General features: G+C 37.9%; 10 protein-coding genes. 8 read left to right on the forward strand and 2 right to left on the reverse strand.

Annotated features, from left to right (window positions below):
• The first annotated feature begins 1,258 nt into the window (after window positions 1-1,258).
• From M2387_RS18550 to M2387_RS18575, 6 genes are all read left to right on the forward strand, one after another.
• The gene (locus M2387_RS18550) at window positions 1,259-1,855 is read left to right on the forward strand and encodes a fimbrial protein (RefSeq protein ID WP_259051532.1); all 597 of its coding nucleotides are present in this window, start codon (window positions 1,259-1,261) and stop codon (window positions 1,853-1,855) included.
• 85 nt (window positions 1,856-1,940) lie between these two features.
• Window positions 1,941-2,648, forward strand: a complete 708-nt coding sequence (locus M2387_RS18555) for a fimbrial biogenesis chaperone (protein ID WP_259051533.1) — start codon at window positions 1,941-1,943, stop codon at window positions 2,646-2,648.
• Window positions 2,645-5,104, forward strand: a complete 2,460-nt coding sequence (locus M2387_RS18560; protein WP_259051534.1) for a fimbria/pilus outer membrane usher protein — start codon at window positions 2,645-2,647, stop codon at window positions 5,102-5,104. The genes M2387_RS18555 and M2387_RS18560 overlap by 4 nt, the downstream gene beginning before the upstream one ends.
• Before the next feature lie 15 nt (window positions 5,105-5,119).
• Window positions 5,120-6,049, forward strand: coding sequence for a fimbrial protein (locus M2387_RS18565; protein ID WP_259051536.1), 930 nt, complete (start codon window positions 5,120-5,122; stop codon window positions 6,047-6,049).
• Between the two features lies 1 nt (window position 6,050).
• Complete coding sequence (locus tag M2387_RS18570) at window positions 6,051-7,793, forward strand: ShlB/FhaC/HecB family hemolysin secretion/activation protein (protein ID WP_259051538.1); 1,743 nt, start codon at window positions 6,051-6,053, stop codon at window positions 7,791-7,793.
• 28 nt (window positions 7,794-7,821) lie between these two features.
• Window positions 7,822-15,915, forward strand: a complete 8,094-nt coding sequence (locus M2387_RS18575) for a two-partner secretion domain-containing protein (RefSeq protein WP_259051540.1) — start codon at window positions 7,822-7,824, stop codon at window positions 15,913-15,915.
• A 251-nt stretch (window positions 15,916-16,166) separates the two neighbouring features.
• Here M2387_RS18575 and btuF read toward each other — a convergent pair whose 3' ends face one another.
• Window positions 16,167-16,970: a vitamin B12 ABC transporter substrate-binding protein BtuF gene (btuF, locus tag M2387_RS18580; protein ID WP_259051541.1), complete on the reverse strand. Its 804-nt coding sequence runs from the start codon at window positions 16,968-16,970 to the stop codon at window positions 16,167-16,169.
• A complete protein-coding gene (gene mtnN, locus M2387_RS18585) occupies window positions 16,960-17,661 on the reverse strand; it encodes a 5'-methylthioadenosine/S-adenosylhomocysteine nucleosidase (RefSeq protein WP_259051542.1) in 702 nt (233 codons plus the stop codon). The genes btuF and mtnN overlap by 11 nt, the downstream gene beginning before the upstream one ends.
• A 227-nt stretch (window positions 17,662-17,888) precedes the next feature.
• On the opposite strand from mtnN, the gene dgt reads away from it, so the two are divergent.
• Window positions 17,889-19,403 carry a dGTPase gene (gene dgt / locus M2387_RS18590; protein ID WP_259051543.1) on the forward strand — a complete coding sequence of 505 codons (1,515 nt, stop codon included), beginning with the start codon at window positions 17,889-17,891 and terminating at the stop codon, window positions 19,401-19,403.
• A gap of 140 nt (window positions 19,404-19,543) precedes the next feature.
• Entirely contained in the window at window positions 19,544-20,980 is a 1,437-nt protein-coding gene (gene degP / locus M2387_RS18595; RefSeq protein ID WP_259051544.1) for a serine endoprotease DegP, read from the forward strand.
• The last annotated feature ends 130 nt before the right edge of the window (window positions 20,981-21,110 follow it).

The following is a 21,110-nucleotide window of genomic DNA, read 5'->3' on the forward strand; positions in this document are numbered from 1 at the left end:
TAAAGTAATCTGAAAGTTAATTATTTATTGTTACAACATAACCAGGTCTGATAGCTGAAAATTCATACAGGTAATACTGCGTAAAAAGTAGCGAAAATTAGGTTGTTAGCAAGTGCTGAAAAGCATCAGAAAAATATCCAAAAATCTGGATAGTGAGTGCGATAATTTCGTTATCTGCGATCTCATTTATCCTGAGTTCGATTAGATAATAGAATAAACAGGCGACAATAATTAATTGGTTTTTACCGCTGTGTTGACACATACGGGCTAAAGTGTAATCATTTAACCAAGCAATAAATAACATTCTTGCTATAAACAACAGAACAAACCTGATACTCCAATACACAATGACTAACGGTATCAGTGAGCAGCGTAAATAGAGATGGGCAGTAACTGGATAACAAGGATGGAGCTCCGCGTAGTGGAACTTCGGTATAATCCATGCTGTCGGCCGATGACGCCAAATGTGTTTCATCGGTAAATAAGGGATGATGGTGTTCTATTTAGATGTGCAGGGAAAGCAAAAGCTGTAGATATAAGTATCACTTCGTGAATATCGCAGTAACTGCTATAGAGCGAAGCTGGTTCATACTCCTCAGTACGATGAGAGTTGTCATTCCTCTGAACCTCAAGCAGAGGGAAACGGAGTGACAGGTCAAACGCATTTTCCTCGAATGAAAAGCCAGTATTCTGGCTGAACTAGTTATTTCCCCACAATATGATCGACGCAATATAGCTCAGAGAGACGAAATATCTGAAGCTAACGAGTAAAACAATTAAAACTGTTAAAATACGGTTGGACAGGGAGTGGGCGTAATGTCAGGAGCTGTTACAACGAAGCCCTGACAGGACAGCTGGGAGGTTCGCTAAACGATTTCATAAAATTTTATACTTTATAAAACACATACATCATAAAGTTAATGTGATATTTATAAAAATAAATGAGCTATTTATTTAACGTTTTGTGAACCTTTTATAAGGCGTTAACTCGATTTCCCTAATAACGAATAGAATATTTTCTATTCGATGATATGCTATTGCCCAGAGAGGGAAAAGTCACGATAAAATAAATTAGATAATTTTAACCTGAAGGGTTATTAAAAATATTAGTATATGTATAAACCTATTGTATTTTTAAATTACAATAAGAATAACTTTTTTAATTATTCATTCATTATCCAATAATGGGTGTGGCATTGTATTGCCATTTTAAATGATTTTAAATTCACTATTAATCAATGATTATCAGAAGGATCAAATGAAGAACATTTCTAAACTGAAGAAAAACATATTCGCATCGATACTCGTTCTTACCGGGGGGATGTTATCAAATTTAAGTATGGCAAACGCTTATGATGGGAAAATAACGTTCCTTGGAAAAATAAGCAATGCCACCTGTGAGATCAGCGGGGGTAACACTAACGGTACGGAAACGACTAATCCTAACTTTTCAGTAACTCTGCCTACAGTATCTACAACGGCTTTTAAAAGCCTTGGAGACAGAGCAGGAGATACTGACTTTTTTATTAAGTTAAAAGGTTCTAATTGTCTGGCGGGTGATGGTTATGCCATTAAATTTGAGAGGATTAGTAGCAGTGACTTTATCGATCCTAAGACCGGATATCTTAAAAACATGCGTTCAACGGGAGCTAAAAATATCCAGTTAGTTATTAGTGATGAAAACAAAAATGATTTTGATTTTACTACCAGTAAAGATACCTCGCCAACTAAAAAACGTGAAACTTTAGAAGACGAAACAATGTTTAATTTTGGTGTGCAATATATCTCAACGGCTGCCAATGTAACTCCTGGGGAAGTTGAGGGTAATGTCTACTACAGTGTAGTTTATCCATAAAAACGAAGGACTTCATGCTACACACCATGAAGTCCCTTCAATAATTTATTATTCTATCTCATATTTTAAACTTAAAAAAATCTAAATGAAAAAGATAATAGCTGTTTTATTTTTATTAATTCCTTTGTCAGCATTAGGAACAATACAAGTTAATACTACAAGAGTTATTTTTGACGAATTAGAAAATGAACAAACAGTTGAGGTTAATAACGTTGGAAAAAAAACTGCATTAATACAGGTTTGGTTATCTGAAGATGATTCTAACGATAAAATCAAAGACACAGGATTTATCATCACGCAACCCATTTTTAAAGTAAAACCCGAGAAATCAAAGGTTGTAAGAATTATAGGAACTGATGAAATAAAAAAACGTTATCCTAAAGATAGGGAAACTATGTTATGGATAAATTTTTTAGACATACCTCCAGAAAATGAAAATGGAGCTAATTCTTTGAGTATTGCAGTACATACCAAAATGAAATTTTTCTATATGCCAGAGAAAATTGACGTTACAAGGTCAGATGCTGCTGAAAAATTGACTTGGAAAATAGAAAAAACAGGCAAAGATAGCTATTTAATTGCCAAAAATAATAGCCCAATTTATGTGAGCTTGGGGAAATTAGTATTAAAAAATAATCTGGCGGTTAAGCTAGATTCGAGTGCTGTATCACCATTTGGTGAGACAAAGTATAAAATCACAGGTGAGATACCTAATGAAAAAAATGTAATAGTTGAGTATTCATATATAGATGATCTTGGTGCATATATATCAAGAGAAATTAAACTGACATGAAGATCAATAAATACATCATATTCATACTATTTTTTTCACCAGTGACGGGATTTACTAGTGAAAATGAACGCTTTAAAACTGAGTTTTTGACATATCTGGGACATAACGAAAAAATAGATCTCAATGAGACGATTAAGCCGGGAAAACATTTTTTTTTAGTCTATGTTAATGGTGAGAAAATCAGCACTGAACATATTGATTTTAAACAACATGAAAAGGGTCTTTTACCCTGTTTTAGTCAGCAGAATCTATCAATTTTTAACCTTAACTACGATAGATTGAATTTGATAAACAGTACGTTATCTGAATGTTTTTTTATTGAAAATATACTTAATGGTGCATATACAACACTGAATCTTGATGATGAAAGGTTAGATGTGAACATTCCTCAGATATATTTATCATCTGAAGCAGATGATTATATTTATCCATCTCAATGGAACAGAGGTGTGAATAGTCATGCACTAAAATATGATATGAATATCACCAATATAAGAGATGAGAGATATAATGATACATACTCTTATCATGGTTATTTTGAACAGCATTTAAATTTATATTCATGGCGCATTTATACCAACAATGTATTATCAGTAAGAAATAATAGCTCCATAAATAATAAATTTTATGATTTATACGCTGAGCATTCAATTGCCAGTTTGAAATCCAATTTGACAGTAGGTGAAATTAATACCAATGGTGGTTATTTTAACTGGGTAAGGTATAGAGGGGCCAAGCTGTCCAGTGATAATAGAATGAAGGCTGTATCACTGTCTGGCTTTGCACCTACGATTAGAGGAGTAGCTAATTCACCTTCATTGTTGACTATCGAGCACAATGGTAGGGTTATATACGAAAAAAATATTCCTGCTGGTGAGTATAATATTCAAGATCTTCCCGGGACCTATGGTAATGGATATTTGAATGTTATTTTAACAGGAGCTGATGGTGCCAGAAATATTCAAGATATTCCAGTCTCAACAATATCAAGTTTAATAAGACCCGGAAGTTATGAATATAGTTTAAATGTTGGCTCATTAGATTCTATGTACCCGGGAAACTATTGGCTTACACAAGCTGACGTCAAGTATGGTATCAACAATAATCTAACCATGTATAGTGGTTTACAATCAATTTATCCCAATGATTATGCTCAGGCTATGATTGGTGGAACATTTAATACGAGAATTGGAGGCGTTTCTTTCGATTATTATCGATCATTTTCAGATGAAAAAAAGACTGAACGCTCTTCTTATTGTCTGTTTTGCGACGATAAAATCGTATTGAATTACGAAGAAGATCTATCTTTGATTGACACTAACTTATCCATGTCTATAACCCGATATTTAGATAAAAGCTATTTGGAATTGAATGATTTCATGGCTAATAAATATAGCGATGATATCTATAGAGGATTTGATAGCTCTCAAAATAAACAGATTAGCAATTTAGTATTAAGGAAATCACTACCTGATAATTATGGCAGTATTTCTGCATCAGGATATTATGCTAAACCCTGGGAAGGGAATGGTACAGACACTTATGGCTATTCACTGAGTTACAATAATAATTTTAAAAAAGTAAATTATAATATATCGTTCTTTTCGCACAAAAGTACAAGTAATAGTTTGGATAACACGTTTTTTTTAAGTTTAGATATTCCATTAGAAACAAAAAACAAAAACTCAAACTTAAGTTCATCTTATGTTAATTATTCGGACAGCCATAACACTCGCGTTTCTTTAGCTGTGAATGATAAGTCTTTAGATAAGGTTAATTATAATGTTTGGATGGATAGAGGAACTCAAAATAGTTTTGGAAACGGCGGTTCGCTAAGCTATAACAATGGATATAACACAAAGCAAGCGGGCTATTTTAAAAATAATAATAGCGAAATGATTTACGGAAACATAAATGGTGCAATGGTGTTACATGAAGGAGGAATTACAAAATCGAGTGAGTTAGGAAAAACATTTGCTATTGTTAAAGCTGTTGGTGCAGAGGGTATGAGTATCTCATCAAATAGTAATATAAAAATAAATGCCAATGGTTATGGTGTAGTGCCATATTTATCACCCTATAAAAAAAATTATATTACCTTAGACTCTAAGAAAAGTAAAAATATGTCTGAGGTTGAAGAAAACAGACTATTAGTTATTCCTGATAGTGGCTCTTCACCATTGGTTGAATTTAAAGTAAACAAAATAGGACAAAAAATTATAAAAATACATAGTGTTAATTATGACATACCATTTGGCGCTAAGGTTGTGGATGTTAAAAATAATGTTTTGGGTATAACAGATCAAAGTGGTTTTATCTTATTACCGCAAGACAATGAGGGGAATGAAGAGTTAGGTGTTGTATGGAGTAAAGATAGCCAGGATTATAAATGTAAGGTTAGATTTAGACAGGATTCTGATATCTCCAGTTCAATTATCAATGCTGATTGTGTTTAATATAAAGAGCTAATCATGAAAAAGTTTTTATTAATAATTATTTTATTTTTAACCCCTATTGTTAGCTATGCTGACTATCGTGAGGTTTTATATGTTAACGATGTTAATATAAACGACTATCATAATAAACCTGAGGGGTATGTTTTCTCAGTTAATAGCTATAGATTAAAAAGTGAAAATTTAAGAATACAAACAATTAATAGCAATCAGTACATTAATCTGGATGGTAAGTATTCAGATTCTGTAATGACAGGTAAAGATAATACTATCATAAGAACACCAATACCTGGTTTGGGATTAAGGATTAGCTGGGTCACAGATAGTCAATCAAATAATAATGTTTTTAAATACTTCCCATTTGCCAGGACGTGCATATCGCCATGTCAGTTACAGGATGAAGTTGTTGTTGAGTTCATCAAAATAGGAATAATTAAAACAGGCACGATGAGAAGAGGTACTGAATTAGCTACTGTTAATTTGAGCCAGAATGTTGCGCATCCGGAGTATATGAAAATAGTCCTTAATGAAGACATTATTCTAAAATCCAAATCTTGTGTTTTGTTAGATACAGATAGATATATTGATCTTGGTAATTTTACTACAGATGAATTAAAAAATATAAGATACTCGCCAAAATATATAGATTTTGACCTTGCATTACACTGTGAGCAGAACTCTTCCGTTGGCATATCTTATATCGGAACGACTGTAAATCAAAATCTAAAAAATGATGGGACATCTGATGGTGTATCAATATTGCTAAATGATGAAAATAATGAAGCTATAAAAATATCTTTAACACCAACTGTGAATAATTATGTGAATGTTACAGTCAATGAAAAAAAACCTATAAAGTTAAAAACTGCAGTGAACGTGGATGACCGTCGTAATGTTAAGCCCGGCACTATTGAAGGTAATTTATTTATTTTGTTAGAGATAAAATGATATGAAAAATAAAATAAAATCATCAATGATATTGAGCTTGCTTTGCGTTTATTCAGGGGCATCATTTTCTATTGAACCAGAAAATATGTCAGACTCAACCCGTGAGCTGGATAGAATTATCAGAGAACGTGCTCTTGAAAACGTTGACAAAGAAAAGTGGATCAATAATCAAATCATGAACAATAATAAAGATATTGTTGATGAAGACTCGCTTTCTGACTCAGAAATTGCAAGTGGTAGAAAATTTTTCATTAAGGAGATTTTAATTGATAACGATGACAAGTATGTAAAATCTAAACAAAGAAATGCAATAATACAAAAATTCGAAAATAAAGAATTAGGAAAAGGTGAGATCTTAGAGTTAGTTAAGGAACTTACTGATTTCTACATAGGTAAAGGCTACTCGACTACGTTATTAACTATTAAAGAGGGGAATTTAAACTCACAAAAAATAACGTTAAAGGTTCTTTGGGGAAAGGTTAATAATGTTCTGATTGAGGATAAAGACCCGACATTATCACAAAAAATGAGAATATCTGATGCATTTCCATTTTATAAAGATAAAGTACTTAATGTATCGGATATTGATCAGGCATTAGATAACCTGTTAAGAGTTTCGTATGCTACCAAAATAAAAATCATTCCTGATGGAAATGAAGGGTATTCTAACTTGAATTTTGAAGGTTTGGAATATGATTTTTTTAATTTAGGTCTGAAACTTAATAATTCAGGACGAAAAGAATCAGGGTGGAATCAATATAGTGGAACTATGAAGTTTAATAATTTCATTGGCTTTAATGATATTTTAAACTTTTATTATGGCTATAATGATTTAAAACAAAAATCTGACTCACAAAAATCATGGTCTGTATCATACTCGATTCCCGTTGGCTATTGGTCATTTGACACATCTTATTATCATTCCGAATATAAAAAACTTATTGGTCTTGATTTTGGTGGATACAGCAGTGACGGAAATTCTCAACGCTATTCTAATAGAATCAATCGTGTTTTATTCAGGAATAATAATCATAAATTATCTGTTTATACATCGATAGATGTTAAAAATAATTTAAACAGAATTTACGAAAAAGTCATTGATGTCAGTAGTAAAAATTATACTGATATTACTCTTGGCATTAATGACGTAACAACTATTTGGGATGGCGGAGCTTATTGGGATCTTTCTTTCACTAAGGGCACGCCTTGGTTTGGTAGTGCATGGGTTAATGATCCTGATTTAAAAGGGTTTGATATAGATTTTCATAAATTTAATGGATTACTCAGTTGGTCTAAAAAAATTCATCAGTTTGATCGCCTTAGTGTTAATTATGATCTAACAACATCTTTTCAATATTCGAAAGACATCTTAGTGAGTGCTCAAAATATTTCCATTGGCGATGAGTACTCGGTTAGAGGTTTTAAAGAAGATTCAATTTCGGGTAACAATGGTGGTTATATTTCAAACACAGTGAAGTTTCCAGTTTATATAAATAAATTTAGCAGAATGAGTATAGTTCCTTTTGCTGGATATGATCTAGGTTATGTCAAGAATAATTGCAGCAAGGATGTGAGAAATTGCTCAGGAGAATTTATTTCGGGTGGCTCAGTAGGGTTAAGGCTAAACCAACAGTATTTATCATCCTCATTATCGGCAGGGTGGCCAGTCACAAAACCTAAAAGTTTACGGAATAGAGAGGTTGATAATCTCGCAGTTTATTATCGTCTGGGTTTGAATTTTTAAGAATTAATTAAATATAAGGATATATAACATGAAAACATCTGATTCAAATAATATGGCATGTTCTTTTAGAAAGAAAGCCTTTAAATTTTCACCCGTTTACCTGGCGATTGTCACATCAACATTACCGTTTGATGTATTTTCGGCAATTATACCCGATGATAATTCTGGGAATCTCAATGTAAATCAATCTGCTAATGGCACTGCAACCATTAATATTGTTGATCCAAATGCTAATGGTGTTTCTCATAATAAATACCAGGAATTTAACGTTGACCAAAATGGCGTTATTTTTAATAACAGTAAAGATGATGGTGTAAGCCAGATTGGCGGCCATGTTATTAAAAATAATAACCTGAACAATGAAGCTAATGTTATTATTAATGAAGTAGGTGGGGTTAAAGGAACTCAACTTAATGGTACTATGGAAGTATTTGGTAAAAGCGCTGACCTGATCATTGCTAATGAAAATGGTATTCAGGTCAATGGAGTTAAAACCCTGAATGCCAATAATCTCACATTGAGCACTGGTCGTGTTGAACAAGAAAATGGACAGTTTTTACTTAATGTGACAAAAGGCCAAGTGCAAATATCTGGAAATGGAATTTCGACTGATGGATTATCTCACTTTGATATAGTCAGCCGAGCTATTCAACTGGATGGGCAGATTGCAGGTTCTGCTGATGTTAAATTATTAGCAGGAGCAAATAAATATAATACGTCAACGCGTCAACATCAGACAAAGGATGGTTTAGATGATTCACGTCCTCTTGTTTCTATTGCTGGAAGTGAGCTAGGTTCAATTTATGGTAATCGAATCGAGTTAATTAGCACTGATAGCGGTGTTGGTGTACATCACCATGGTAGTATTGTATCTCAATCATCTTTAGATATTTCAGCTAACGGTGATCTTAAATTGACATCATTACAATCTAAAAATGATTCCGTTTCATTGAAAGGAGACAATATTAGTCTCGGTGGAAATAAAAACGAAGTAGCTGCGGTCTTAGCCAAAAAAGATATAAATATTGAAGCCAATAATCATCTTCTATTATCTTCCGATTTAATATCAGAAAATGGAAGTGTTGCAATATTTGCTGATTCTTTTTTACAGCAAGCAGCAGGTATTTTTGTTAATGAATCTAAAAACTCAGCACAAGTAGATTCTATAATTATCAATGTCAAAGGTGATTATAATATTAAAGGTTCTCTATATGCAACAAACAGCAATGGAGACGTTATTCCAGATGCAAAAATTGTTTTGCATGATGGCAATTATGTTGTTTATGACAGTAGTGGTAATATAGTCAGTGATGCTATTGTGGCTTCATCTGCAACTGTGATGACTAATTCGGGTAATATTAAAATTAATTCCGGAACACTCAATAATGAAAATGGAGTTTTGATTTCAAAAGAAAATAGTATTGTCTTTAATATTAAAGATCTTTTCCATAATGATGGTGCTATTTCAGCTTCTGGCGATATTCATATAACATCTAATGAGTTAAATAATAAAGGTGTTATTGGATCTCAAAAAAATATAAATGTCAATTTATCCAGTTTTGTCAATTCAGGTTCTATTACGGGTGATAGCCTGAATTTAGATGCCGGGACCGTAAAAAATGATGGAAGAATAGTATCCAGTAACGGTGGGGTGACAATTAAAGCAAAAGGTAATATCGATAACTCCGGGCTGATACAAGGTAGTCATGTCCATATCAAGCAAGACAGTGGTCGGTTAACTAACAGCGGTGAATTGCTATCTGATAATGACATTTCGATTGATTCTCAACTCATTGATAACAAAAAAACAATTGCTGCAAAAAATAACGTTGTTTTATCTTCTGTAAATTCACTGAATAATGATGGTGAAATTATTGCTGGAAATGACTTTTTGTTGTCTGGAAAAGGACAGACTCAAATTGATAATAATGGTTTATTACAAGGTGAAAATGTACAGCTGGAGGGCTTGGAATCTATAAACAACAAAGGTTCTGTTTTAGCTAATAAAGAGTTGAAAATAAAAGACACCCAGAAGTTGAAAAATGACGGTGAGCAGGCTGTTATTCAAGGGGGTAATATTGACTTGAACAATATTCAAACTATTGATAACGCTAACAATGCCAAAGTTATATCAAAAGATAAGTTATCAGTAACTAATTCCGAAACGCTAACAAACTCAGGAAGTATTCACTCCAATAATGAACTCGTTATTTCTAATGTAAATACTATCAATAATAATAGTGGTTTTATTATCTCTTCTGGCAGCATGAGTATTGATAATGTTAATAGTTTAAGTAATACAGGAGCTAATAATAAAGCTAGTGGTATTTATTCCGATGGCGATTTAACTATTGAAAGTGTTAATGAAATAAAAAATTCGTCCAAAGCACAAATCAAATCAGAAAATGGTAAGGTTTCTTTCAAAAATATCGATTCTTTAGACAATGAAACGAATAGCTTGATTTCATCAAATAATGATATGATTTTTGATGAGGTTAAAAATATTACTAATAAGGGCGAAATATCTTCAGAAAGTAATATCTTCTTTACTAATGTTAATAAATTATTAAATCAAGGCGGCGTAATATTTTCTGATGATAATATATTCTTTCAGAAGGTCAACGAGATATTGAATGAGTTAGGTGGTTACATCCGAGCTTCAAATAATATCAAGGCTGAAGATGTTATATATTTGAAAAACGAAGATTCTTTCATCGATGCAGAAGGTAATATTTATCTTAATGTTAATCGATTCGATAATGTGTCTACGTATGATCGTTCCTTAGTGCTTGCGGATGGAAAATTAGAGATCAACGCAGATGTAATAAAAAATGAAAATTCGGTTTTGTATGCTGCGGGAAATGTTAATTTAACGGCGTCAGAAAAATTAATTAATAATAATGATGGTAGAATAGAATCTGATGAAAGCATTTTTATAAGTGCAGATAGCATCTCTAACAATAACTCTAAAATAGACTCAAATGACAAAGTTAATATTAATGTGTATAAAAGCATTGATAATAATGGTGGTACAATTGTAGCGACTAATGAAATTTATTTCAAAATTAACAATGATTATGTTTATAACGAGAACTCTGGTAGTTTTGCAGTTAGAAATAAGAAAGATGGCTTGTTAACATTAGAGAGTAATAGTTCGATCACCATTGATGAAGTCTTAGAGTCACCTGCGGCTATTCAGCTGATTGCCACGGGAAGTATCACTAATAACAAAGGTATCCTGAGTGGTAATAACATTCTATTGAAATCTGATGGTGACATTACTAACTCATCCGGCGCTTTGATCTTCTCCAGTAAAGATATTAATATTGTTACTGACAATGGTACATTCTCTAACAGAGAAAAAGCCAATGTCATGGCCATGCATGATATTAATATCACCGCTTATAATGTTAAGAATATTGGTGGGCAGATTCGTTCTGAAAATGATATTAATATTGAGGCTAAAAACTTAGAGAATATTACCACTATTGATGAGGATAATTCAGGTTGGGATTATACAAACTCTCAGATTATCAATAGTCAGCATACTCAAAAAGGGAGTGGTTTCACCGCAAATGATTATTTCAAACTGTCTGGTGCTATTCCGTTACCTATTGGCCATATTGAAATACAAGATAAAGCGAGTATTTCCGCAAAAAATGAAGTTAACATTAATAAAGGAAATAAATATCAAGGAGGCCAGCAGGTATTGAATCAGGGAGGGCAGATTCAATCTGGTGGTGATATGTTCATTCGTGGCGATTTAACAAATAAAGCGATTAGTATTGATATCGGTTATGAGCATATTTTAAATAAACCACTTAATCCACCACTAACTCTTAAATATAATTGGAAAAATAAATTAGGAGCCAGTGGCGGTCATAAAGAAATGGAGTTCTATACGTTATATGACTTCATTGATTTTATTTTAGATCCAAATACTGATGAAGGTTATTTAAAAGTCACTAAAAATGTTGATGTCAGTAATGGCCAGATTAATATTCTTGATAAGCACATGAATCAACTGTTTGGTAATACATGGAAAGCTAAAAGCAAAGGGGATTTACAGAAAGACTGGGATGAATTAAATAAGATTGATTCTGATACGGGTGAGAAGAACTTCCATAATCTTAAATTTTATGCAGTTTCTGAGCAAAATAGTTCTATTGCAGCAGGCGGTAATTTAACGCATAAAGACGGTAGTTTTAACAATGGTCTTGATAAAGAATTAGCACTGGATAAAAAAGGTAATGAACATGTCGTTACTGAAAAGGTAGATGATAAGGAAATTCATAGTAATAACTCCTCTTATGAGGTGACAACCAGTAAAAACGATCTTGCGTGGCTGGATAGCCCGTCAGGCATTACAACCTCTGGTACTTATGAAGATATGATCAATATGCCGGGGTTATTTGCACCTAATCATAATATTTTAGGCGGTACAGCTAATTTGCAACCGAATCCTGACCCTAAGGATAATATTTATGTGCTTTATGAAACTCGTCCTGAATTTATTGATCAGGATGCATTTTATGGTTCAGATTACTTCTTCCAACAAGTGGGTTATGAACCAAATGAACCTGTAATTGTTTTAGGTGATAATTATTTCATTAGTGAGGTTATTCGTCGCGAAATTGATGATTCTGTTGGAACATTTTTCTTAACACGTGATGGGCTTGAAGGAGCAGATTTAACAAAACAGCTGATGGAAAATGCCGGGGATGTCAATGGCTCTGAGGATTTTGTTGTAGGGCAGCCCTTAACAGAAGAACAGGTAAAAAATCTGGATAAAGATATTATTTGGTTCGTTACCGAAGAGGTTGATGGTGTTCAAGTTCTGGTTCCTCGTATTTATTTAGCACCATCGACCATTGAGCAAATAAACAATGATTCCAATAATGCCTCTGCTTCTGTTTCTGCTGGAGGTAATATCGATATCAATGCGACTGAAGTTAATAATGTTAACGGTACGATTAAAAGTGGTGGAAACATTGATATACAGGCTGAATCGAATATTGTGAACTCATCAGTGGGTCAAAATGGTGGTATTCAAGCAGGAGGGGATTTATCTCTTGTTTCTGAAAAAGGGGATATTCATAATTCCGGTGCTGCGTTGAATGCTGGCAATGATCTTAAACTTGATGCAAAAGAAGGGGATGTGACTTTAACGGCCAGTACAGGTTACGATGATGCCGGTAAGAAAGTTGTCCATCGCTATGATGACGGTGTATCGGCTGGCGGTAATATTGATATCAGTGGTAATAATGTCAATGTTAATGCTGTAGACATAGAATCAGATAAAGATATTTCCATTACCGCAAAAGACGGCGATGTTAATTTTAATAATATATATGAAACTGATTCTACTTATGATAGTGAGTATTCGACATCCGGTTTGTTTACCACTAATGGCAAAGAAACAACAACATCATCAGCGACAAGTGTTGAGTCTTCAGTCAAAGCGGGGGGTAATCTAAATATTAATTCATCCAATGATGTTGTGATGAAAGGTGGGGAGTATAGCGGTACAGCCGGTACTATTACCGCCGGTGGAAACGTTGATCTTCAAGCTACCCAGGATTATACGCACTCAGAAGTTGTTGAATCATCATCAGGTTTCGTATTGAGTGCTGGTGCTAACGGTTTTGGTCAATCAGTTAACCATGATTCATACAGTGGGGGTAATAAAGAAACTGTTTCTGAAAAAGGTGCTCATGATAATAAAGAATCCGAAATCTCTAATGCGGGTAGTGTCCGCCCTGGCGCTGCTCCGACAACAGAAACTGGCGGTTTTAAAGTAGGCGTTAAGACTGAAACAACAACAACGACTGAGAACAGTGTTAAAAATAATAATGCATCACTGAATTTTAGTAATGATCTTACTATTCAGGCTGATAAAACTGTTGATATCGGTGGCGCTGATCTTTCGGGCGATACCATTAAGATTGATGCTGATGAACTCAAATCAACTAAATATGAGGACGTTACCAGTAAAACCGTTACCCATGAAGAAACATTTGTGGGCATTAAGGGTGAAGCACATTCTGATTGGGCAGATGGTATTGATAAAGCAGCTAATAAAATAGAGCAAACGAGTAGTGATCAACAAACTGATGGATTATTAACAGGTCTTGAGCTTGCAGGTGCGGGTTCTAATATGTATTTTGGTGATGCTGCTGGTGGATCGGTAAGTGTCGGTTGGGATCATACTTCTGAAACAACGAATTCAACGACATCGAGTGAGAATATTAGCACCATCAAAGGTAATAATATCGAAATCAATACCAAGAATAATGCTGAGCTGAACGGTGTTGATATTCAAGGTAATAATATTGATATGGCTATCGGTGGTGATTTAGCCATTAATTCGGCTAAAAATGGATATACCGAATCGTCATCATCCCAATCACATTCAGCAGGGGTTAGTCTCGGTGCATCTGCGGGTATGACTGGTGCCGGTGTCGGTGTTTCTGTTGATTACAGTGGCTCACAGCAATCTTCAGTCGAATCTGGAACTTCCCATACAAACAGTCAGATCGTTGGTGATAATGTTAATATTAAAACTGGCGGTGATATGTCTCTTACTGGCGCTAATATTAAGAGTGATTCTGCGGATATTGATGTCGGTGGCGATTTAAATATTACTAGCGTTCAGGATACGGTTAATAGAGGTGATAACAACCAGCAGTGGGGAGCATCTGTTGGTGCGGCGATTTCCTCTTCTGGTGTTATCCCAACATTCTCTGGCAGCTATGGAGAAGGTTATGAGAACTATGAATCTAAAACAACGGCAGAACAATCTGGTATCAATACTACTGGTGAATTAAATATTAAAACAGGTAATGATCTTAATATTACAGGGGGACATGTTATATCCCAATCAGGGGAAGGTACCGTTAATGTGTCAGGCGATATTAATGCGAATACTCTGCATGATACTGTGAACCAGGAGGGGCTTTCTGCCGGAGGTGGAGGTGGTTTAACATTAAAAGGTAACCCGACAGTTAATGGTTACGCTAATACAAGTGATAAAATTGATTATCAAGAAGATCAGAACGCGACAATTTCCGTCGGTAATACTGTTAGCCAAAATGTAAATGGTGATTTAAATACAGATAAAAATAATCTGAGCGAAGTTAAAAAAGATATTGTCGTTGCCGGAAATGATATTTCATTTACTCTCGGAAAACCCGGCTCGAGCAAAAAACCATCAGATTCAGCCACGGGAAAACAACCGACACCGGAGAAAAAACCGACGCCTAGGAAAAAGCCGACGCCGGAGATAAAACCGACGCCGGAAAATAAACCGATGCCAGGGAAGAAGCCGACGCCGGAAAATAAACCGATGCCCGAGAAAAAACCGACACCGGAGAAACAGCCAACACCGGATAAAAAACCGACACCGGAGAAACAGCCAACACCGGATAAAAAACCGACACCGGAGAAACAGCCAACACCGGATAAAAAACCAATACCGGATAAACAGCCGACACCGGAGAAACCTGTAACGAAATGGCCTGAAGTGAAGCCGTCCAAACCCGTAGTGACTTCACCTGGAGGCTCAAGCAGTCTGCCTGGATTTGTTCCACCCAGAGGCAATAACCCGGGGAGCAACGGAACAAATGCCCCGTCGAAAGGTAACAATGGAAATGGCGGAGCGACGAAATGGCCTGAAGTGAAGCCGGTAAAACCCGTGGTGACTTCGCCTGGCGGTTCAAGCAGTCTGCCTGGATTTGTTCCACCCAGAGGCAATAGCCATGGAAGCAATGGATCCAACTCCCCGTCGAAAGGTAACAATGGAAATGGCGGAGTAACGAAATGGCCAGAAGTGAAGCCGGCAAAACCCGTGGTGACCTCACCTGGCAGTTCAAGTAGTCTGCCTGGATTTGTTCCACCAAGAGGTGATAGCCAAGGGATCAATGGAGTCAGTGTCCCGTCGAAAGGCGATAATGCTAATAGCGGAGCGACAAAATGGCCAGAAGTGAAGCCAGCAAAACCTGTGACGACGACGCCTGGCAGTTCAAATAGCCTGTCGGGATTTGTTCCACCTAATGTTGATAAAACGACATCTATAGAAAAGAAAAAATGGTTACAGCTTCTTGATGAGACGATTATAAGCTAAATGTAGTCAGGGTTATTTGTTTATTATATCAATGGCAAATAACCCTTTTATACCCGTCATACTTCAAGCTACAGGTGCGTTGGCTGCGCTCACTCACCCGGATCACTTACTTGGGTAAGCTCATCGGGATTCGCTCGCTTGCCGCCTTCTTGTAACTTGAATTATTTGGGGTACATACCCGTCATACTTCAACTTGCAAAACTGCTCTCTGTTATCGTCCAGTCTTCATCTCTGTCTGTGTTTTTGAACTGTTAAAGTCCGTCCAGGACCTCGCACAGCTGTTTTGCTGCCAAAACAATTCTCGGCCCGTTACGGGTAAATTCATCATCATTAATGGCAATAACCGGAACTGATAATTGCTCTTTCCAGCTTTTTTCTACGACCTCCGCTTTACGGCTGTCACCATTGATAATAATTACCTGAGGTTTACGGACTAATACCTGCTCACGGCTGACCTGTGGCCAGGGGATACGGCTATCAGCGAAGATATTTTGCCCACCGCACGCCTCGACGATTTCGTTCTGTATCGAATGCTTATTTGTGGTGAAAAGTGGCTGTTCACTGAATTCTAAAAATACTTTTTTGGGCACGCTATTTTTATATTTTTCTTTTAATTCAGTAAACTGGCGGGCTAACTCATCGGCTGCCTGATAGGCTTTTTCTGGGGTAGGGCTGAGAGGCGCGAGCTGGCGGAGGGCATCCACAACTTCGCTCACAGTCCGTGGATCCAGCCAGATAACTTTGCTGCCCAAAGCTTCTAACTGACTGACCTGTCGTTCAGGGTTACCGCCACGCCATGCCAGTATTACATCGGGTTTTAGTGCGACAATACGTTCAAAATTCATCCCCTGCCAGTTTGCAACCTGCTCAATATCTTTAGCTTCGGGAGGATAATCTGAATAAGAGCTGACGGCAATCGGTGTGATCCCTGCGGCAAAAGCCAGTTCAGTATTACCCGGCGAGAGGGAAATTACCCTCGGGGCGGCTACCAGCAGTACCGGAAAGCAGAGGATAAACAGGGCGCCCGTCAGGCGCCCGAAAAAACTATTTACCATGCGCGATGTTCTGCACCAGTTTTTCTACCATCAGGGTAGATTGTTTGGCGGCGAGAGCGAGAAACTCGTCAAAACTCAGGTGTGATTCCTGGTCTGCAACATCAGAAATAGCCCGGACTACCACAAAAGGAACACCGAAGTTATGGCAGACATGGCCGATAGCCGTGGCTTCCATTTCTACCGCTACCGCCTGTGGGAAGTTGTGACGGATTTTTTCCAGCATCTCAGAGCCATTGATAAAGGCATCGCCACTGACAATCAGGCCGCGTACCGCATGTAAATCGAGCGCGCGAATGCAAGATTCAGCGGCTTCAATCAGTTTGCTATCGGCGACAAAGCTTGCCGGGCAGCCCGCCATCTGGCCGATTTCATAGCCAAAGGCAGTGACATCAGCATCGTGGTAACGCACTTCATCAGAAACCACGATATCGCCGACTTTCAGGTCTGGAGCAAGGCCACCCGCAGAACCCGTATTGATAATCACGTCAGGTTTACAGTGCTCAAGCAGTAAGGTAGCCCCCATAGCCGCTGAAACTTTACCGATACCCGATTTCAGAAGTGCAACTTCCACACCACCCAGAGTACCGGTATAAATTTCACACCCGGCCAGGCTCAGTGTGTGACGATTTTCGATTTTGTCACGCAGCAGCGTAACTTCTTCTTCCATTGCCCCAATAATGCCTACTTTCATAGAGATACCCGATAATATGATAGAAAATGATGTTAATTTGGTGAATAGTCTATCATGTCATTTAGTCGCAGATTGCTGATAACACGCGAAAAATATAGTGTTGTCGATGATACAGAGGCAACACTAAATTTAATGTATTGATTTTAATTGATTTTATAACTGAGCGCTGAGATTAACGATTGACTGAACAGTGTTCTCCATCTTCTTTAAAGCAGACCGGAGCAGGCATGAGTGAGATCGATTTTCGGACAAAAATAAACTGGGGTCGCTGTTTCCGTTCACCGAATGGGCCGCAAAGTGAGCATGATATTGCACGTTTATTTGAAAGCGATCGTGGGAGAATCGTTAACTCACCTGCGATCCGCCGTTTGCAGCAGAAAACGCAAGTCTTTCCCCTTGAACGTAATGCGGCAGTGCGTACCCGACTCACTCATTCACTTGAAGTACAGCAAGTGGGTCGCTATATCGCCAAAGAGATCTTGAGTCGTTTTAAACAACAAGACCAACTTAAGCAGTATGGCCTGGATGAGCTTACCGGGCCTTTTGAAAGTATTGTTGAGATGGCCTGCCTGATGCACGATATCGGTAACCCACCCTTTGGGCATTTTGGTGAGTCCGCGATTAAAGACTGGTTTTTTCAGCGTTTAACTCCCCTTGATAACCCTGATATCACCAGCCAGAACGATAGTTGCAAAGTGCCATTATTACTGTTGCACGAGGGCGAGGCAGCGTTAAATGATCTACGCTGTAAGGTACGTCAGGATCTGTGTCATTTTGAAGGTAATGCTCAGGGCATAAGAATGGTGCACAGTTTACTGCGGCTGAATCTGACCTGGGCTCAAGTGGGATGTATTTTAAAATATACCCGACCGGCATGGTTTTCCGGAACTATTCCTGCCAGCCGTAGTTATCTGATGAAAAAACCGGGCTTTTACCTCTCTGAAGAGAAGTATATCAAACAGTTACGTGATGCATTGGGCATGGATCAGTACAACCGTTTTCCTCTGACCTGGATTATGGAAGCCGCAGATGACATATCTTATTGTGTCGCAGATCTCGAGGATGCGGTTGAGAAACGTATTTTTAGTGTTGAACAGCTTTATCAGCATTTACACGGTGCCTGGCAAAGCCATCAGCCAGGAGATTTATTTGATAAGGTTATTCATGCCGCTTGGGCAAAGTCTCGTACCCATGCTATCCCGAACAGTGCCGTTGACCAGTTCTTTATGTATTTACGGGTGAATACGCTGAATCAGCTGGTGCCTTACGCTGCACAGCGCTTTATTCACCATTTGCCCGAAATCTATTCCGGAGAATTTAATCAAGCGCTGCTGGAAGACGACAGTTCGTTTTCACAGTTACTGGAAATGTATAAACAGGTGGCTGTTCACCATGTTTTTAATCACCCGGAAGTAGAACAACTTGAACTCCAGGGCTATCGGGTAATCAAAGGCTTACTGGATATTTACAGTCCCTTACTTGAGCTTTCAGAAAGCCAGTTTTCGCTACTTGTTCGTGACGAACGGTTGTCGAAGCATCCAATAGAGACCCGATTATTTCATAAATTATCGGTAAAACATAAGGTTGCTTATATTGAAGCTGTTGCTGAATTGACTCCGTCGGCAGCGGATTACTCCATTTGGGAGTACTATTACCGATCGCGGTTAATACAAGATTATGTCAGTGGAATGACGGATTTATATGCGTGGGATGAGTATCGAAGATTAATGGCTGTTGAATAAATAGCCTGCTACTTTTGTAAAGACCGACAATAAATTTTTACTTTTTCCAGTCAGTTAACAACTGAACTTCGTGATTAAACACGACTCTGAGAGTGATATAAACAGCAACATTAATTGGCTAAAATTTTGAGAGTGAATCCATGAAAAAAACTACATTAGCAATGAGTGCACTGGCAATGAGTCTGGGTTTAGCGCTGAGCCCAATGTCTGCTATGGCTGCAGAGAGTGCTTCTTCATCTGTTACAGCCGGGCAGCCGCTTCCGAGTCTTGCGCCTATGCTAGAAACAGTAATGCCTTCTGTCGTAAGCATTACTGTTGAAGGGAACGCGCCAGCGAATGCACAGCGTTCATCACGTAATTTCCAGCAGTTCTTTGGTGATAATTCCCCGTTCTGCCAGGAAGGTTCTCCGTTCCAGAGTTCACCTTTCTGCCAGGGTGGACAGCCTGGTGGCGAAGCGAATCCACAGCAGAAATTCTCAGCTTTAGGATCGGGCGTTATTATTGATGCCGCTAAAGGCTATGTGGTCACCAACAACCACGTCGTTGATAATGCGACCACGATTAAAACGCAACTGAGTGATGGCCGCCGCTTCGATGCCAAAGTCGTTGGTAAAGACCCGCGTTCAGATATTGCACTGTTACAGATACAAGATCCTAAAAATCTGACCGCTATCAAACTGGCTGACTCTGATGCCCTGCGTGTCGGTGATTATACCGTCGCTATCGGTAACCCTTATGGCCTGGGTGAAACCGTAACTTCAGGTATTGTTTCAGCCCTTGGTCGTAGCGGCCTGAACGTTGAAAACTATGAAAACTTTATCCAGACCGATGCGGCTATCAACCGCGGTAACTCCGGTGGTGCCCTGGTAAACCTGAACGGCGAATTAATTGGTATTAACACCGCTATTCTGGCTCCAGACGGTGGCAACATCGGTATCGGCTTTGCTATCCCAAGTAACATGGTGAAAAACCTGACCTCGCAGATGGTTGAATTTGGCCAGGTTCGCCGTGGTGAACTGGGGATTATGGGAACCGAGTTGAACTCTGAACTGGCAAAAGCGATGAAAGTCGATGCTCAGCGCGGCGCATTTGTCAGCCAGGTAATGGCAAACTCTTCTGCGGCTAAAGCCGGTATTAAAGCAGGGGATGTGATTACCACTATCAATGGCAAAGCCATCAGCAGCTTCGCAGCACTGCGTGCGGAAGTGGGCTCTATGCCAGTGGGCAGCAAAATTACCCTCGGCCTGTTACGTGACGGTAAACCTGTTTCTGTGAACCTGGAACTGCAGCAGAGCAGCCAGACTCAAGTCGACTCTGCCAGTATCTTTACCGGCATTGAAGGCGCTGAAATGAGCAACCGTAGCGGTAAAGACCAGAAAGGTATTCAGGTGACCGACGTTAAAGCAGGCTCCCCTGCTGCCCGCATTGGTCTGAAGAAAGGCGATATCATCGTGGGTATTAACCAGCAGGCGGTGAACAACATCGCTGAACTGCGCAAAATTATGGACGAAAAACCGTCCGTAATGGCGCTGAATATCCAGCGTGGTGACAGCTCACTTTACTTGCTGATGCAGTAATCTAGCTGCTATCAAGAGTAAAAAAGGCCGCATTAGCGCTGAGGGATCCCCACAAATCAGCGCTAATAAACCAGCACCATATTTTGGTAGGTTTTGGCGAGGTGGTTAAGAATAGTGCTCAGCACTGTTC

Source organism: Klebsiella sp. BIGb0407, from assembly GCF_024807845.1.
In the GTDB taxonomy this organism is placed as follows: Bacteria; Pseudomonadota; Gammaproteobacteria; order Enterobacterales; family Enterobacteriaceae; genus JGM124.